General features: G+C 63.8%; 16 protein-coding genes. 10 read left to right on the plus strand and 6 right to left on the minus strand.

Annotation, left to right across the window (positions count from 1 at the left end; genetic code table 11):
- Positions 1 to 4: 4 nt before the first annotated feature.
- A complete protein-coding gene (locus tag F6X59_RS10475; protein WP_152956206.1) occupies positions 5 to 874 on the plus strand; it encodes a cation diffusion facilitator family transporter in 870 nt (289 codons plus the stop codon).
- Position 875: 1 nt separating this feature from the next.
- On the opposite strand, the gene F6X59_RS10480 is transcribed toward F6X59_RS10475, so the two are convergent.
- On the minus strand, positions 876 to 1,694 hold the full coding sequence (locus tag F6X59_RS10480; RefSeq protein WP_152956207.1) for a DUF6515 family protein: 819 nt from the start codon (positions 1,692 to 1,694) through the stop codon (positions 876 to 878).
- Between the two features lie 391 nt (positions 1,695 to 2,085).
- Between F6X59_RS10480 and F6X59_RS10485 the strand changes: the two genes are divergently transcribed.
- Positions 2,086 to 2,562: an Lrp/AsnC family transcriptional regulator gene (locus tag F6X59_RS10485; protein ID WP_003249795.1), complete on the plus strand. Its 477-nt coding sequence runs from the start codon at positions 2,086 to 2,088 to the stop codon at positions 2,560 to 2,562.
- A gap of 52 nt (positions 2,563 to 2,614) precedes the next feature.
- Complete coding sequence (locus tag F6X59_RS10490) at positions 2,615 to 2,818, plus strand: DUF2788 domain-containing protein (protein WP_027917747.1); 204 nt, start codon at positions 2,615 to 2,617, stop codon at positions 2,816 to 2,818.
- 4 nt (positions 2,819 to 2,822) lie between these two features.
- Here F6X59_RS10490 and F6X59_RS10495 read toward each other — a convergent pair whose 3' ends face one another.
- From F6X59_RS10495 to F6X59_RS10510, 4 genes are all read right to left on the minus strand, one after another.
- On the minus strand, positions 2,823 to 3,458 hold the full coding sequence (locus tag F6X59_RS10495) for a pseudouridine synthase (protein ID WP_152956208.1): 636 nt from the start codon (positions 3,456 to 3,458) through the stop codon (positions 2,823 to 2,825).
- A 6-nt stretch (positions 3,459 to 3,464) separates the two neighbouring features.
- Complete coding sequence (amn, locus tag F6X59_RS10500; protein WP_346652493.1) at positions 3,465 to 4,928, minus strand: AMP nucleosidase; 1,464 nt, start codon at positions 4,926 to 4,928, stop codon at positions 3,465 to 3,467.
- 84 nt (positions 4,929 to 5,012) lie between these two features.
- Positions 5,013 to 6,665 (minus strand): acyl-CoA dehydrogenase family protein, encoded by a 1,653-nt coding sequence (locus F6X59_RS10505; RefSeq protein WP_152956209.1) that lies wholly within the window; start codon positions 6,663 to 6,665, stop codon positions 5,013 to 5,015.
- A 124-nt stretch (positions 6,666 to 6,789) separates the two neighbouring features.
- Positions 6,790 to 8,778 (minus strand): hybrid sensor histidine kinase/response regulator, encoded by a 1,989-nt coding sequence (locus F6X59_RS10510; protein ID WP_152956210.1) that lies wholly within the window; start codon positions 8,776 to 8,778, stop codon positions 6,790 to 6,792.
- Positions 8,779 to 9,043: 265 nt separating this feature from the next.
- Here F6X59_RS10510 and F6X59_RS10515 point away from each other — a divergent pair, with 265 nt between their 5' ends.
- From F6X59_RS10515 to F6X59_RS10530, 4 genes are all read left to right on the plus strand, one after another.
- Positions 9,044 to 9,841, plus strand: a complete 798-nt coding sequence (locus F6X59_RS10515) for a hydroxymethylpyrimidine/phosphomethylpyrimidine kinase (RefSeq protein WP_152956294.1) — start codon at positions 9,044 to 9,046, stop codon at positions 9,839 to 9,841.
- 13 nt (positions 9,842 to 9,854) lie between these two features.
- A complete protein-coding gene (gene thiE, locus F6X59_RS10520) occupies positions 9,855 to 10,478 on the plus strand; it encodes a thiamine phosphate synthase (RefSeq protein WP_152956211.1) in 624 nt (207 codons plus the stop codon).
- Between the two features lie 17 nt (positions 10,479 to 10,495).
- Entirely contained in the window at positions 10,496 to 11,779 is a 1,284-nt protein-coding gene (hemL, locus tag F6X59_RS10525) for a glutamate-1-semialdehyde 2,1-aminomutase (RefSeq protein ID WP_103448849.1), read from the plus strand.
- 199 nt (positions 11,780 to 11,978) lie between these two features.
- A complete protein-coding gene (locus tag F6X59_RS10530; RefSeq protein ID WP_152956212.1) occupies positions 11,979 to 12,524 on the plus strand; it encodes a tetratricopeptide repeat protein in 546 nt (181 codons plus the stop codon).
- Between the two features lie 3 nt (positions 12,525 to 12,527).
- Here the strand turns inward: F6X59_RS10530 and F6X59_RS10535 are convergent, their stop codons facing one another.
- Positions 12,528 to 12,854, minus strand: a complete 327-nt coding sequence (locus F6X59_RS10535; RefSeq protein ID WP_152956213.1) for a DUF1820 family protein — start codon at positions 12,852 to 12,854, stop codon at positions 12,528 to 12,530.
- Positions 12,855 to 13,028: 174 nt separating this feature from the next.
- On the opposite strand from F6X59_RS10535, the gene F6X59_RS10540 reads away from it, so the two are divergent.
- From F6X59_RS10540 to F6X59_RS10550, 3 genes are read left to right on the plus strand one after another with little or no spacing between them, the layout of a single operon-like run.
- Positions 13,029 to 14,027: a PhoH family protein gene (locus tag F6X59_RS10540; protein ID WP_152956214.1), complete on the plus strand. Its 999-nt coding sequence runs from the start codon at positions 13,029 to 13,031 to the stop codon at positions 14,025 to 14,027.
- Positions 14,020 to 14,493: an rRNA maturation RNase YbeY gene (ybeY, locus tag F6X59_RS10545; RefSeq protein ID WP_152956215.1), complete on the plus strand. Its 474-nt coding sequence runs from the start codon at positions 14,020 to 14,022 to the stop codon at positions 14,491 to 14,493. The genes F6X59_RS10540 and ybeY overlap by 8 nt, the downstream gene beginning before the upstream one ends.
- Positions 14,494 to 14,518: 25 nt before the next feature.
- Positions 14,519 to 15,358 carry an HlyC/CorC family transporter gene (locus F6X59_RS10550; RefSeq protein WP_027917759.1) on the plus strand — a complete coding sequence of 280 codons (840 nt, stop codon included), beginning with the start codon at positions 14,519 to 14,521 and terminating at the stop codon, positions 15,356 to 15,358.

Genomic DNA, 15,358 nt, shown 5'->3' on the forward strand with positions numbered 1-15,358 from the left:
GAGCATGATCACCCCAGCCGAACACCAACGCCTGCTGCGCCTGGCCACCCGCGCATCACTGGCAGTGGCCAGCATTCTGGTCGTCAGCAAGGCCGTGGCCTGGTGGCTCAGTGGCTCGGTCAGCCTGCTGGCCGGGCTGACCGACTCGGCACTGGATGCCGTCGCCTCGTTCCTCAACCTGCTTGCCGTGCACTACGCCCTGCGCCCGGCCGATGACGATCATCGCTTCGGCCACGGCAAGGCCGAGGCCCTGGCTGGCATGGCCCAGGCGCTGTTCATCGGGGTCAGCGCGGTGCTGATCGGGATACAGGCCTATGAACGCCTGCAAGACCCGCAACCGCTGGGTGACACGGCCATCGGCATCGGCGTGATGCTGTTGTCGCTGGCGCTGACCGTCGCCTTGCTGGCGTTGCAGCGCAAGGTGATTCGCCTGACCGGCTCGACCGCAGTGCGCGCCGACTCGCTGCACTACCGTTCCGACCTGCTGCTCAATGGCAGCATCCTGCTGGCCCTGCTGCTGGCACGCCTGGGCTGGGCGCAGATGGATGCGCTGTTCGGCTTGGGCATCGCGCTGTACATCCTCTGGAGTGCATTGCAGATCGCCCGCGAGAGCACGGCGATCCTCATGGACAAGGAGCTGCCGGGTGACATTGGCGAGGGGATGGTCGAACTGGTGCTGGGCATTCCCGGCGTCGAAGGCGTGCATGACCTGCGCACGCGGGTGTCGGGCAACCAGTGGTTCGTGCAACTGCACCTGGAGTTACCCGGGCAGCTGCCGCTGAACGCGGCACACGACTTGTGCGTGCAGGCATCGGATGTCATCCGCCAGCGTTATCCACAGGCGGATGTGATGGTGCATGCCGACCCGGTGTGAATCAGTTGACGCTGTAGCCTCGGCCACTGAAGCAGGCACTCAGCGCCCGTCGGTAGTTGCTCGCCACCTCGACGGGTGGCGCATAAGGTGCCGTTGCCGGGTCGAAGCCTGACTGGCTCACTGCCCAGCGGTGGCACTGGTAGCGGTCCTGGTCCTGCTGCTCCTGCCCTTGGCCATACATCGGGTAGGCAATCACGTCGTAGCTGTTGCCGGCCGGGGCTGCCGCCGGCATCGGTGCCGGGGCCATGGCGGGCGGGTTGACCACGACATACTCCTGGCTGTCGGCCAGGTACTGGTAGTAGGTGTCGGCCACCAGGAAGAACAGCGCGCCGCCCAGCCAGACTTCCCGTGCATAGGACGGCAGGTAGTTGACCCGCACGCCGTAGGGCGGGGTCACCACCACGTAGCTGCCACCATGCGGGCGGTACCAGTAACCACCGGAGTAGTAGTAGTCATTGCCGCGGTACGGCACCTTGGCATAGCGGTCCGGGAAATGATCGACGGTGTGCCCTGGGCGATACTGCGGCCCGGGGCCCCAGCCATTGCCGTGGCCGTCCGGGCGCCCCTGCCAGTCGCCGCCGGGCCGTTGGCCTGGGCCGCCGGCTTGCCAGTGGCGGTTGTCACCGTTGTGCCGGGGGATATCCTGATAGTAGCCCTGCCGCGCGGGCTGGGTCTGCTGTACTTCGTCACGCGAGTTGAGTGGGCGGCCGGGGCTACCTTCGTTGCCATGCCCCTCGCCCGGCCCTTCGGCCATAACCCCAAGGCTGATACTCAAACCCAGCAAACCAACACCTGCCAACTGCCAGATGCGCGACTTCATGTTGTTCCTCACGGTCAATAAAACGGCATGCAACCAGTCTACCGTGCTGGCACCACGGGCAGATGAAATCGCGGCCATGAAAAAAGGGAGGCCATTGGCCTCCCTTTGAGAATTGTCGTCCGTGCTCGGCACTTGTGGCGCCGGCTCACCTCACAGCGTCTTCTGGAAGCTGTGTAGCCCGGGGGCCTGCAGATCCTGTTGGATGGCTGGCCGCGACCGCCCGCCTAGGGCGCGTCGCCGTGGACTGATGTCCGGGCAGTGATTCTGTGGTTAACGATACGGGAGAGGCGGCGGCACAGGATTGCGAAGATTGCTCAGATAAATAGCACTTGCGCAATTTTTAACCCTGGATCGATAATTCACCGCAATCCGAACAGAAAAGGCCTTTTCCATGAGCAAACTTGACCGCTACGACCTGAGCATCCTCGCCGAATTGCAGCGCGACGCGCGCATCTCCAACCAGGAGCTGGCCGAACGCATCGGCCTGTCGCCATCGCCGTGCTCGCGTCGGGTCAAGCAACTGGAAGACGACGGCTATATCTCGCGCCAGGTCGCCCTGCTCGACCGCAAGAAGCTCGGCCTGAGCCTGACCGCCTACGTGCTGATCGGCATGGACCGGCACACCCCGGAGCGCTTCGAGACGTTTGAAGCCGCCATCCGCAACCTGCCGCAAGTGCTCGAATGCAGCCTGGTCACCGGGATGGATGCCGACTACCAGCTCAAGGTGGTCGTACCCGACATGGACCACTACCAGAAGCTGCTGCTAGGCAGCCTGACCCGGATCGAAGGCGTGACCAGCGTGCGTTCGAGCTTCGTGCTCAACCAGGTACTGGCAAGCACCGAGCTGCCATTGACCCACCTGCGCTAAACGCCCGCTCGCCCGCGTATAATCGCAAGCTCAGCCTGCCTGGAGAACACAGATGGATCCCGCCGTATTCGAAGAGTGGATGATGATCGTACTGGTCACCGTACTGATCGGTTTCATGGGCTTCATCGTCTGGGACCTGGCGAAAAAGTCCAAGGCCGGGCGCTTTGGCACGATGATCCTGTTCTTCGTGCTCGGGCTGGGGGTGTTGGCCTTCATCATCAAGAGCGTGGTGGTGGCGTTTCTCGAAGGGGTCTAGGCCCTCAACGCGTGAGTTTCGGGGCAACCTCACGCCAGCCCCCCTGCTCCAGCCCATCCAGCGCCCAGTCGCCGATCCGCACCCGCACCAGGCGCAAGGTCGGCAAGCCGACTGCGGCAGTCATCCGCCGCACCTGGCGATTGCGCCCCTCGCGAATCACCAGCTCCAGCCAGCTGGTCGGCACGCTCTTGCGAAACCGCACTGGCGGATTGCGTGGCCATAGCTCGGGCTCGTCTAGGCGCCGGGCTTCGGCGGGCAGGGTTGGCCCATCATTGAGCTCCACGCCATCGCGCAAACGCTGGATCTGCTCGTCGCTCGGCTCGCCTTCCACCTGCACCCAGTAGGTCTTGGGCAACTTGTGCTTCGGGTCGGCAATACGCGCCTGCAGCCCGCCATCGTTGGTCAGCAGCAACAAGCCTTCGCTGTCACGGTCGAGCCGCCCAGCCGGGTATATGCCTGGGATGTCGATGAAATCCTTGAGGGTCGCGCGCCCCTCACCGTCACTGAACTGGGTCAGCACGTCGAATGGCTTGTTGAACAGGATCAAGCGTGGCTCGGCCGGTGGCGCCTTGGCCTGGCGACGGGGGCCGGCAGGCCGCGCCTGGGGGCGGCGCGGCTTGGAACGGGGTGGCAGTGGCATGGATCCTCAGCGGAACGGCGGCTCATCGAAGCTGCGCAGTTTACGCGAGTGCAACGAATTGAGCTCGGTGCGCAGCAGGTCGAGGGCAGCGATGCCGATCTTCAGGTGCTGGCTGACCGCACGGTTGTAGAAGGCGTTGGCCGAACCCGGCAGCTTGATTTCGCTGTGCAATGGTTTGTCGGACACGCACAGCAAGGTGCCATACGGTACCCGCAGGCGATAGCCCTGGGCTGCGATGGTGCCGCTTTCCATGTCCACTGCCACGGCACGCGACAGGTTGATCAACGGTCGCTCCTGGGCCCAGCGCAGCTCCCAGTTGCGGTCGTCGTAGGTCAGCACGGTGCCGGTGCGCAGGCGTTTCTTCAGCTCTTCGCCACGCTCGCCGGTCACCTGTGCCGCGGCTTCCTGCAGCGCCAGCTGCACCTCGGCCAGGGCCGGAATCGGAATGTTCGGCGGCACCACACGGTCAAGAATGCCGTCGCGGCGCATGTAGGCGTGGGCCAAGACATAGTCGCCGATGGTCTGCGACTGACGCAGGCCGCCGCAATGGCCGATCATCAGCCAGCAGTGCGGGCGCAGCACCGCCAGGTGGTCGGTGATGTTCTTGGCGTTGGACGGGCCGACGCCGATGTTGACCAGGGTCACGCCATCACCGTCGCCAGCGATCAGGTGGTAGGCCGGCATCTGATAGCGGTGCCACACCACGCTGGCCACCAGGGCCTGGGCCTCGCCGTGGTCCATGCCCTTTTCGATCACCACGTTGCCCGGCAGCACCATGCGCACGAAGCGCGGGTCTTCACGCAGTTGTTCGAGGCCATGGCTGATGAACTGGTCGACATACCGGTGGTAGTTGGTCAGCAGGATCCACGGCTGCACATGACGCCAGTCGCTGCCGGTGTAGTGCACCAGACGGCGCAGCGAGAAATCCACGCGGGCGGCATCGAACAGCGCCAGCGGCAGGGTCTCGGCAGTGCCCCAATCGCACAGGCCATCGGCGATGTTATCGGTGGCTGCCGACAGGTCGGTACTGGGGAACACCCGCGCCAGTTCGGCGGCTGTGATGCCGCTGCCGGCCAGCTCATCGCCCTGGTCGACCACATAGGGGTACGGGATGTTCTGTTCACTGACGCCGACTTCCACGGTCACCGTGTAGTCATGCATCAGCGGGCGCAGCTGCTCCAGCAGGTAACCGCGGAATGCCGAGGGCTGGGTGACGGTGACGCTGTAGGTGCCCGCTACCTGGACCTTGGCGTAGGCGCGGGTGGTGGCAGCCACCTCGCCGTGGCTGTAGTAGGTCAGGCGCAGTGCCGGGTAGCGGTACAAGGCGCGCTCGTCGGCGCCCGGCTCGGTACGGTCCTTCAGGTAACGCTTGAGGGCCTGGCTCAGGGCCCCGGTGGCCTGTTCATGCAGGGCCGCCAGACGGTCGACGGCCTGTTCGGGGGTATCAACGACTACAAAAGCTTGGCTCACACTGGGCTTCCTGTCTGGACATGCATGTCAGCCATCTTGCCTGCCTTTGTTACTAAATACATCCCCAGTGGTGAGCCGCCGTCTTCAACTTGGCCAGGCCGGTGTCGCCCGCGCCACCAGCGCCGCGACATCGATGCCTCGCGGCAATGCGCCATACACGCGCCCGCCAGCGCTCAGCCGGCTATCGATAAAGGCATCGCTGACCAGCGCATTGCCCGCCTCCAGCAGCAGCTTGGCCTGCAATGCCAAGGCAATGTCCTCGGTCAACTGCCGTGCCCGGTACTGGATATCGCTGGTATCGGCGAACGCCCCCTTGAGGTTGCCGATGTGCGCGGCCAGGCGCGGGTCGCCATGCCCGTCGCCCAGCTCGGCGAACAGGGCATCGAGCACCCCTGGCTCCTTGGACAAGGCCCGCAACACGTCCAGGCATTGCACGTTGCCAGAACCTTCCCAGGTCGAGTTGACCGGCGCTTCGCGATACAGCCGCGGCAGGATGCTGTCTTCGACATAGCCTGCACCGCCCAGGCACTCGGCGGCCTCGTTGATCATGGCCGGCGCCCGTTTGCAGATCCAGTACTTGCCCACCGCCGTGACCAAACGCGCGAAATGCGCCTGCTGCGGGTCGTCGAGCTGCTCCAGGGCTTGCCCCATGCGCAGGCTCAAGGCCAGCGCGGCCTCGCTTTCCAGCGCCAGGTCGGCGAGCACGTTCTGCATCTGGGGTTGTTCGTTGAGCACCCGGCCGCCGACCTTGCGATGGGCGCAGTGGTGCGCCGCCTGAGTCAGCGCCTGACGCATCAGCGCGCTGGAGCCGACCATGCAGTCGAAGCGGGTCATGGCCACCATCTCGATGATGGTCGGCACGCCGCGCCCCTCCTCGCCCACCATCCACGCCAGGGCACCGCGAAACTCGACTTCGCTGGAGGCATTGGAGCTGTTGCCCAGCTTGTTCTTCAGGCGCTGGATGTAGAACTGGTTACGGCTGTCGTCGGGCCGGTGGCGCGGTAGCAGGAAGCAACTCAGGCCCTTGTCGGTCTGCGCCAGGGTCAGGAAGGCATCGCACATCGGTGCCGAGCAGAACCACTTGTGCCCGACCAGCTCGTAGGGCTGACCAGGGCCGGGGCTGCCAACCGGGTAAGCGCGGGTGGTGTTGGCGCGTACGTCGGTGCCGCCCTGCTTCTCGGTCATGGCCATGCCAAGGGTGACGCCGGCCTTGTGGCGGTCACCGACATTGCGCGGGTCGTATTCGCGGGCAAGGATCTTCGGTAGCCAGTATTCGGCCAGCTCGGGTTGCAGTCGCAACGCAGGTACGGCGGCGAAGGTCATGGTCAGCGGGCAGCCAGTACCGGCTTCGGCCTGGCTGTGCAGGTAGGTCATCGAAGCCCGCGCCACGTGGGCACCGGGCCTGGGTTCGGCCCAGGGCAACGATGGCAGGCCATGTTCGACGGCAGTGCGCATCAACTCGTGGTAGGCGGGGTGGAACTCGACCAGGTCGATGCGGTGGCCATAGCGGTCATGGCTGCTGAATTCCGGCTTGTGCGCATTGGCCAGGAAGCCCGCGGCCATCAGCGGGCCGCCGGCCAAGGCACCATAAGCGTCGATCCGCGCTTCGGCCCAACCGGCCCCGAAACGCCGCGACCACTCCTGCAGCGGCAGGTCCAGGCGGTACAGGTTGGCCCCGTCGAGTGACGGTGGCTGGTTGGTGACTTCGTGGGTTTCAGCGTACTGGTGCAGGTTCATCGGGAGCTCCTGGATCCGGGCATGCCTGAAAGGCCCAGTGAAGCACTCCCTGCGAGTCAGTCAAAGTGACAATAATGACTAAACATGTGGCCCAGGGCTCGCCATGACAGTATCAGCGCCCCCCTCAAAGCGAACGCCGCGTCTGCAGGGTCGTCGGGGTCATCTGTACCTGCGAAACAGCCATGCTCACACTCAACTCAAAGCGGCTCCCCAACCCCCGCGTCGACTCATGGGACAGCTTGCCGCCAAGCAACTCGGCCAACTGCCGGCAGATCGACAAGCCAATACCCAACCCGCCATAACGTCGGGTCATCGAGCCATCGACCTGGAAGAAACGCTGATAGAGGATCGCCTGGTCCAAATCATCGAAACCGATGCCGCTGTCACTGATGGTGAAGGTCAACGCCAGGTTGTCGGGGCCAAGGCGGCGACCGCGGACCTGCACCATCACCCCACCCTGATGGGTGAACTTCAAGCCGTTGTCCACCAGGCAGCCCAGGCAGCGGGTCAGTTTCTGCGCATCGCCCAGCAACTCGTCCGGCAGTTCGGCGGGGATGTCCAGGCTCAGGTACAAACCCTTGCCCAGGGCCGTTCCGGCATAGCCGGCACGCAAGTCCTGCAACGTGCGCCGCAGGCTGAATGGCAGCGCCTGCAGGCGCATGCGGCCGGCCTGCAATTCGGTCAAGGCGAGAATATCGTCCACCATGTCCATCATGTCCTGGGCCGAGCCGACCGCCGTGCGGTGGTACTGGGCCATCTCGGCACTCATGGGCAGTGTGTGCATCAGTTCCATCGAGCCGATCACGCCATTCATCGGCGTGCGCAGTTCGTGGGTAACGGTGGCGAGGAACTCGTCCTTCAGGTGATTGCTCCTGGCCAGTTGCTGGTTCATCTGTTCCAACGCCTCGCCGGTATCACGCAAGGTCTGCGCCTGCTGTTCGCGCATGCTGTTGATGCGGTCGGCCAGGGCCAGCGACAGCAACGCCACTTCCAGCGCCGACCCCAGCTGGCTGGAATACATGGTGATGAACAGGTTGGGCAGGTAACCCAGCACCATCAGGGTATTGATCAGCCCACCGACCAGGAACGCCGTCCAGGCGATGATGAACCAACGCGCCACGCGCAGGCCACGCACCCAGGCATACAACCCGGCGGCAAAGATGCTCACGGTAAACAGCAGGGCCAGCACCGTGGCCATGCGCAAGGCGATGCCGTAGCGCATGCTTACCGACAACACCATCACCAGCACGCCACCGAGCATCAATAGCTGCAAAAGCCGGTCAAAACTGCGGCTGATCCTGTCCAACTGCAGGAAGTGACGCGCGAACTGGCAACCGAACAGGCCCGCAGCGCCAATGAACAGCGGCGTCGCAGCGTTGGCCCACCAGGGGCTGTCCGGCCAGAAGTAAGCAACCCCGGCCCCGTTCACCGACACCTGATACAAGCCGAACGAGGCAATGTAGAGGATGTAGTAGAGGTAACTGACGTCTCGCACGCTGAGATAGATGAACAGGTTGTACACCGCCATCACCAGCAGCACGCCGTAGATCATGCCCAGCACATAGAGGCGGGTCGGCTGGTCTTCCAGATAGGCTTCGGCGGACCATAACGCCAGCGGCGCCTGCACCGACCCCTGACTGTGCAGGCGCAGGTAGGCGGTGGTCGACTGCCCGGGCCGCAGCGGCAGTTCAAACAGGTAATTGTTCTGGCGGATCTGCCGGCTGTCGTAGGGCAAGGCGTCGCCGGTGCGTTGGGCCAGGCGGAACCCGCCATCGCTGCCCGGCAGGTACAGTTCGATATGGTCCATGGGGGGATATGCCAGCTCCAGCAACCACTGGCGCGGCTGCGCATCGGCAGAGGCCACATAGTGCAGGTCGACCTTGAGCCAGAACACCGAAGTCGAGTAACCCGCGTTCAGCACGTCCTGGTGGTGCGTGCGGAAACGGCTGGCAAAGATAGGCGCGCTGACCTGGGCAATGCTCGCGCTGCCATCACGGTCCTCGTAGACCTGCATGATCTTGCCCAACGGAAGGTGGCGGGTCGCTTCGTCGATTTCGACGGCTCCGGCCAGCACGGGCAACAAGCCCAGAAGCACAATCAGCAAATAGCGCATACAGCCCCAGCATGGCCTGTCCGGTCGCGTCGCGATGGCCTCCGATCCTTTTGAGACGACGAAATCCGGCAGAGCCCGTTTGTCGAGTTATCCGAGCACTCTAGCATAGCTTTCAACGCTGGCCACGGGCCACTCCAATTTTCGATTAAAAGGCTCTAAAACAATGCTTTCAGAGCAATCACCCAGGCAAATCTGACCGCTCGATCAACAAATCTCGTTTGTAGGACGATCCGCGCAAATGGGTTTGGTGGTAAGCTCGCCGACCATGAATACCTACAGCTCCCGCCCCGTTGTCCTCTGTCTCTCCGGCCACGACCCAAGTGGCGGCGCCGGCCTGCAGGCAGATATCGAAGCCCTGATCGCCCAAGGCTGTCACGCCGCACCGACCGTGACCGCCCTGACCGTGCAGGATACCGTCAACGTTTCCGACTTCCGCGTGCTCGACCGCGAGTGGGTCCTGGCCCAGGCCAATGCCGTGCTGGCCGACTCCACGGTCGCCGCCGTCAAGCTGGGCATGCTCGGCTCGATCGGCATGGTCGACACCGTCGCCGAACTGCTCAGTGCCCACCCGCACCTGCCGCTGGTCTGCGACCCGGTGCTGCGTGCCGGTGGCGGTGGCCGCCTGGGCAAGGACGAAGTCGGCTATGCCCTGCGCGAACGCCTGCTGCCGCTGGCGACCATCGCCACGCCAAACCTGCCAGAGGCGCGCATCCTGGCCGAACTCCCTGAAGGCACTGCCGACGAGTGTGCCGAAAAACTGTTGCCGTTCTGCAAAAACCTGCTGATTACCGGGGGGCACGGTGACGAGGACGAAATCCACAATCGCCTGTACAGCCGCGATGGCCTGAGCCACACCTGGACCTGCCAGCGTCTGCCGGGCAGCTACCACGGTTCCGGCTGCACCCTGGCCAGCGCCCTGGCCGGTCGCCTGGCCCTTGGCGAGCAACTACAAAGCGCGGTGAAAAGTGCCCTGGATTACACCTGGCGCACCCTGCGCGACGCCGAACAGCTGGGCAAGGGCCAGTACGTCCCGCGCCGCCTGCCCCTGGATTACTGCTCCTGATACGAGGCTTTCAATGAAGCTACGCGGTCTGTACGCAATCACCGACAGCCAGCTGCTCGCCGGCCGTTTCCTGTCCCACGTCGAAGCCGCGCTGGAAGGCGGTGTGTGCCTGCTGCAGTACCGCGACAAGGGCGATGACGCTGCCCGCCGCCTGCGTGAGGCCGAGGCGCTGATGAAGCTTTGCGAGCGCTACGGCACCCAGCTGATCATCAACGACGACGCCGAACTGGCCGCACGCCTGGGCGTCGGCGTGCACCTGGGCCAGACCGACGGCCCGCTGACACCGGCACGCGCCCTGCTCGGCCGCCAGGCGATCATCGGCTCCACCTGCCACGCCAGCCTCGAACTGGCCGCCCAGGCGGCCAGCGAAGGTGCCAGCTACGTGGCCTTTGGTCGCTTCTTCAATTCCGTCACCAAGCCCGGTGCGCCGGCTGCCAACGTCGAGCTGCTGGAGCAGGCCCGTACCCAGGTGAAACTGCCGATCACGGTGATCGGTGGCATCACCCTCGACAACGCTGCCCCGCTGATCGCCCATGGTGCCGACCTGCTGGCGGTGATCCACGGCCTGTTCGGTGCCGACAGCGCGCAGGAAGTCACCCGCCGCGCCCGCGCCTTCAATGCCCTGTTCGCTTCCTGATTTCGAGAGAAGATCCCATGTCCCGTTCCGAAGCCCTGTTCGCCCAAGCCCAGAAGCACATCCCTGGCGGCGTCAACTCGCCGGTCCGCGCTTTCAAGAGCGTCGGCGGCACCCCGTTGTTCTTCAAGCATGCCGAAGGCGCCTACGTCGTCGACGAAGATGACAAGCGCTACGTCGACTATGTCGGCTCGTGGGGCCCGATGATCCTCGGCCACGGCCACCCTGACGTGCTCGATGCGGTACGCCGCCAGCTGGAACACGGCCTGTCCTACGGCGCACCGACTGCGATGGAAACCGAGATGGCCGACCTGGTCTGCTCGCTGGTGCCGTCGATGGAAATGGTACGCATGGTCAGCTCCGGCACCGAAGCGACCATGAGCGCCATCCGCCTGGCCCGTGGCTACACCGGCCGCGACGCCATCATCAAGTTCGAAGGCTGCTACCACGGCCACTCCGACAGCCTGCTGGTCAAGGCCGGTTCCGGCCTGCTGACCCAAGGCGTGCCGAGTTCGGCAGGCGTACCGGCGGACTTCGCCAAGCACACCCTGACCCTGCCGTTCAACGACATCGCTGCGGTCGAGAAGACCCTCGCCGAAGTCGGCCAGACCGTGGCCTGCATCATCGTCGAGCCGGTGGCCGGCAACATGAACTGCGTACCGCCGGCGCCAGGCTTCCTCGAAGGCCTGCGCGAGCAGTGCGACAAGCACGGTGTGGTACTGATTTTCGACGAAGTGATGACCGGTTTCCGCGTCTCGCTCGGCGGCGCCCAGGGTTACTACGGCATCAAGCCAGACCTGTCGACCTTCGGCAAGATCGTCGGCGGCGGCATGCCGGTTGGCTGCTTCGGTGGCAAACGCGAAATCATGGGCTGCATCGCCCCGCTGGGCCCGGTCTACCAGGCCGGTACCCTGTCCGGTAACCCGCTGGCCATGGCTGCCGGGCTGACCACCCTGAAGCTGATCAGCCGCCCAGGCTTCCATGACGAACTGACCGCCTTCACCAGCCGCATGCTCGATGGCCTGCAGCAACGTGCCGATGCTGCGGGCGTGCCGTTCGTCACCACCCAGGCGGGTGCCATGTTCGGCCTGTACTTCAGCGGTGCCGACGACATCGTCACCTTCGACGACGTGATGGCCAGCGATGCCGAACGCTTCAAGCGCTTCTTCCACCTGATGCTCGACGGTGGCGTGTACCTGGCGCCGAGTGCGTTCGAGGCCGGCTTCACTTCCATCGCCCACGGTGAAAAAGAGCTGCAGATCACCCTGGATGCGGCTGAGCGGGCGTTCGCTGCACTGAAGTAATGTGGCAACTGTGCCGGCCTCTTCGCGGCTTAAGCCGCTTCCACAGAGGCCGGCACAGGCAATAAAAGCCCCTGCACAATCAGTTATCTTCCCCACCCAGACAGTTTTTCGCGTAAAACTTTGTAAGGTTGGCGCTGCTTATCCCATAATGTGCCACCAGAGACATTGGCCGCAGCTTTGCAGAGGTAAGTCGATCCCCATGAACCGCACCGGCCGCGCCCTGACCTTGGGCTGCCTGTTGCTTCTTCAGCCCCTGCTGGCCCTGGCGGAGGGCGGTAACTCGTTGCTGATTCCGGCAACGGGGCGCTGCACGCTCAATGTTCAGCCAGAAGACCTGCAGAACGCGCTGAAAGCCTGCGAGGAAACGGCGGCGACCGGGGACGCCCAGGCACAATTCGAGCTGGGTGAGTACTACTACACGCTGACGCCAAAAAACCTGAAAAAGGCCCTGGACTGGTTCGAGAAGGCCTCGCTGCAAGGCCACGCCGAAGCCCAGTACCGCCTTGGCGCCATGTTCTTCCATGGCGAAGGGGTCAAGGCCAACAACGTGCAGGCCTACATCCTGCTGAAGATGGCCGCGGTCAACGGCGCTGAAGATGCGCTGGACATGGCCGACGAAGTGACCGAACAGATGCCTCGCGACGAGCTGGAGCACGCCACCCAGGTGCTCGGCCAGATCTTCCGCAAGTACCTGCTGGAACTGCAGAACGCCGAAGGGCGCACGCCGTTCTCACCACTCCCCTGACCCTTACTTCTCCGGCATCGGCATGGGGAACGGCATCACGTTGCCGCTGGCCCTGGCCTCGCTGATCTTGGCCGTGCCCAGGCGCTCCACCTCATCGATGCGCACGATCGAATGCATCGGCACGAAGCTGCGGATCACCCCTTCGAACTGATTCTTGAGCTTCTCCTCGCTCAGGTCGACCACCACCTGGGTGCGCTCGCCGAAAACGAACTCCTCGATTTCCAGAAACCCCCACAGGTCGCTCTGGTAGATCTGCTTGGCATACATCTCGAAGACCTGCCCCTGGTTGAGGAAGATCACTTTATAGATGGCGGGTTCGCGTTTGCTCATGTTCGGCGGGATAACACATGCGTAAGAAAAGGCGCGCATCATAGCAGAGCGGGCCCTGGCCCGCGCAGGTACACAGCTTGTACCAACCCTTGATCGTTTCAGTGCTTTCGCCACTGCCCTTCAAGGGTTATTCTTGAGTTCACATTCATTGCCGTCGAGCGGCTAAAAACGACCTTGAACGCACCCATACAACCCCATCGTTTCATCCTCGAACCTTTCGAGGCCCACCGTTTCGCCAACTTGTGCGGCCAGTTCGACGAGCACCTGCGCCTGATCGAACAACGCCTGGCCATCGAAATCCGCAACCGCGGCAACCAATTCGAGCTGATCGGCGAACCCAAGACCACTTCCGCTGCCGAGCAACTGCTGCGCCGCCTCTACCGCGAGGCCAAGGCCACAGACCTGTCGCCGGAAACCGTGCACCTGTACCTGCAGGAGTCGACGGTGGAGAACATCGACAACCCGGCGATCAATGAGGTCAGCGTCTCGTTGCGCACGCGCAAGGGCAATATCCGCCCGCGCGGCGTCAATCAGCAGCGCTACGTCAAGGAAATCCTGGCCAACGACATCAACTTCGGCATCGGCCCGGCCGGTACCGGCAAGACCTACCTTGCCGTCGCCTGCGCCGTCGACGCCCTGGAGCGCGAGCAGGTGCGCCGCATCCTGCTGGTGCGCCCGGCAGTCGAGGCGGGCGAAAAGCTCGGCTTCCTGCCTGGCGACCTGGCCCAGAAGATCGACCCGTACCTGCGCCCGCTGTACGACGCGTTGTACGAAATGCTCGGTTTCGAGCATGTGGCCAAGCTGATCGAGCGCCAGGTGATCGAGATCGCCCCGCTGGCCTACATGCGCGGCCGTACCCTGAACAACAGCTTCATCATCCTCGACGAGAGCCAGAACACCACGCTCGAACAGATGAAGATGTTCCTCACCCGTATCGGCTTCGGCTCGACTGCGGTGATCACCGGTGACATCACCCAGGTCGACCTGCCACGCGGCACCAAGTCGGGCCTGACGCATGTGATCGACGTGCTCAAGGACGTACCGGGGATCAGTTTTACCCATTTCCAACCCAAAGATGTGGTTCGTCACCCACTGGTGCAGCGTATCGTCGAGGCCTACGACCGCTTCGAAGCGCGCCAGGCCAAGCCCGAGGTCCCCGGCAAAGATGCTTGAACTTGACCTGCAACGGGCCACGGATGCTGCCGCCCCGGATGACGCTGCCTTCCGCCGCTGGTGCGAGCTGGCCCTGCGCCAGCGCACAGCCGATTCGGAAATGACCATTCGTCTGGTCGACGAAGCCGAGGGCCGCGAACTCAACCACACCTACAGGCACAAGGACTACGCGACCAATGTGCTGTCGTTCCCGGCCGACGTGCCCGATGACCTGCTCGACATCCCGCTGCTGGGCGACCTGGTGATCTGCGTGCCGGTGGTCGAGCGCGAGGCTGCCGAACAAGGCAAATCGCTGGAAGCGCACTGGGCGCACCTGGTCATCCACGGCTGCCTTCACTTGCTCGGCTACGACCACATCGAAGACGATGAGGCCGAGGAAATGGAAGCGCTGGAACGGGAATTGCTGGCAGAACTGGGTCACCCTGACCCGTACGCCGACGATGAAAACGAACCTCTCACACACTGATACACGAAGGATCACGAGAACCGCCATGAGCGAAGATCGATCGAGCAACGGGCAGAAGTCCTGGCTGGGTAAACTGACCCAGGCTTTTGCCCATGAGCCGAAAAACCGCCAGGAGCTCCTTGAGCTGCTGCGCGAAGCCCATCAGAACAAGCTGCTCGACAGCGAAGCGCTGACCATCGTCGAAGGCGCCATCCAGGTCGCCGACCTGCAGGTACGCGACATCATGGTCCCGCGTTCGCAGATGATCAGCATCAAGGCGACCCAATCGCCGCGCGAGTTCCTCCCGGCCGTCATCGACGCCGCCCACTCGCGCTACCCGGTGATCGGCGAAAGCCATGACGATGTGCTCGGGATCCTGCTGGCCAAGGACCTGCTGCCGCTGATCCTCAAGGAGAACGGCGACAGCTTCAACATCAAGGACCTGCTGCGCCCGGCCACCTTCGTGCCGGAGTCCAAGCGCCTGAACGTGCTGCTGCGCGAGTTCCGCGCCAACCACAACCACATGGCCATCGTCATCGACGAGTACGGCGGCGTGGCGGGCCTGGTGACCATCGAGGATGTGCTGGAACAGATCGTCGGTGACATCGAGGACGAGCACGACGTCGAAGAAGACAGCTACATCAAGCCGCTGCCCAGCGGCGACTTCCTGGTCAAGGCGCTGACCCCGATCGACAACTTCAACGAGTTCTTCGACAGCGAATTCTCGGATGATGAGTTCGACACCGTCGGCGGCCTGGTGATGAGTGCCTTTGGCCACCTGCCCAAGCGCAACGAGACCACCGAGATCGGCGCCTACAAGTTCCGCATTCTCAATGCCGACAGCCGGCGGATACACCTGCTGCGCCTGACCCCGATCACCCGCTAA

It is taken from the genome of Pseudomonas sp. MN1F (assembly GCF_009391885.1).
In the GTDB taxonomy this organism is placed as follows: Bacteria; Pseudomonadota; Gammaproteobacteria; order Pseudomonadales; family Pseudomonadaceae; genus Aquipseudomonas.

Excerpts from the sequence above, each read along its gene's own strand:
- ybeY (WP_152956215.1), top strand. The coding sequence starts at position 14,020 with ATGCTTGAACTTGACCTGCAACGGGCCACGGATGCTGCCGCCCCGGAT.
- F6X59_RS10535 (WP_152956213.1), bottom strand. The coding sequence starts at position 12,854 with ATGAGCAAACGCGAACCCGCCATCTATAAAGTGATCTTCCTCAACCAG.
- thiE (WP_152956211.1), top strand. The coding sequence starts at position 9,855 with ATGAAGCTACGCGGTCTGTACGCAATCACCGACAGCCAGCTGCTCGCC.
- F6X59_RS10515 (WP_152956294.1), top strand. The coding sequence starts at position 9,044 with ATGAATACCTACAGCTCCCGCCCCGTTGTCCTCTGTCTCTCCGGCCAC.
- F6X59_RS10550 (WP_027917759.1), top strand. The coding sequence starts at position 14,519 with ATGAGCGAAGATCGATCGAGCAACGGGCAGAAGTCCTGGCTGGGTAAA.
- hemL (WP_103448849.1), top strand. The coding sequence starts at position 10,496 with ATGTCCCGTTCCGAAGCCCTGTTCGCCCAAGCCCAGAAGCACATCCCT.
- F6X59_RS10480 (WP_152956207.1), bottom strand. The coding sequence starts at position 1,694 with ATGAAGTCGCGCATCTGGCAGTTGGCAGGTGTTGGTTTGCTGGGTTTG.
- F6X59_RS10530 (WP_152956212.1), top strand. The coding sequence starts at position 11,979 with ATGAACCGCACCGGCCGCGCCCTGACCTTGGGCTGCCTGTTGCTTCTT.
- F6X59_RS10475 (WP_152956206.1), top strand. The coding sequence starts at position 5 with ATGATCACCCCAGCCGAACACCAACGCCTGCTGCGCCTGGCCACCCGC.
- F6X59_RS10490 (WP_027917747.1), top strand. The coding sequence starts at position 2,615 with ATGGATCCCGCCGTATTCGAAGAGTGGATGATGATCGTACTGGTCACC.
- F6X59_RS10485 (WP_003249795.1), top strand. The coding sequence starts at position 2,086 with ATGAGCAAACTTGACCGCTACGACCTGAGCATCCTCGCCGAATTGCAG.
- F6X59_RS10495 (WP_152956208.1), bottom strand. The coding sequence starts at position 3,458 with ATGCCACTGCCACCCCGTTCCAAGCCGCGCCGCCCCCAGGCGCGGCCT.
- F6X59_RS10510 (WP_152956210.1), bottom strand. The coding sequence starts at position 8,778 with ATGCGCTATTTGCTGATTGTGCTTCTGGGCTTGTTGCCCGTGCTGGCC.
- F6X59_RS10505 (WP_152956209.1), bottom strand. The coding sequence starts at position 6,665 with ATGAACCTGCACCAGTACGCTGAAACCCACGAAGTCACCAACCAGCCA.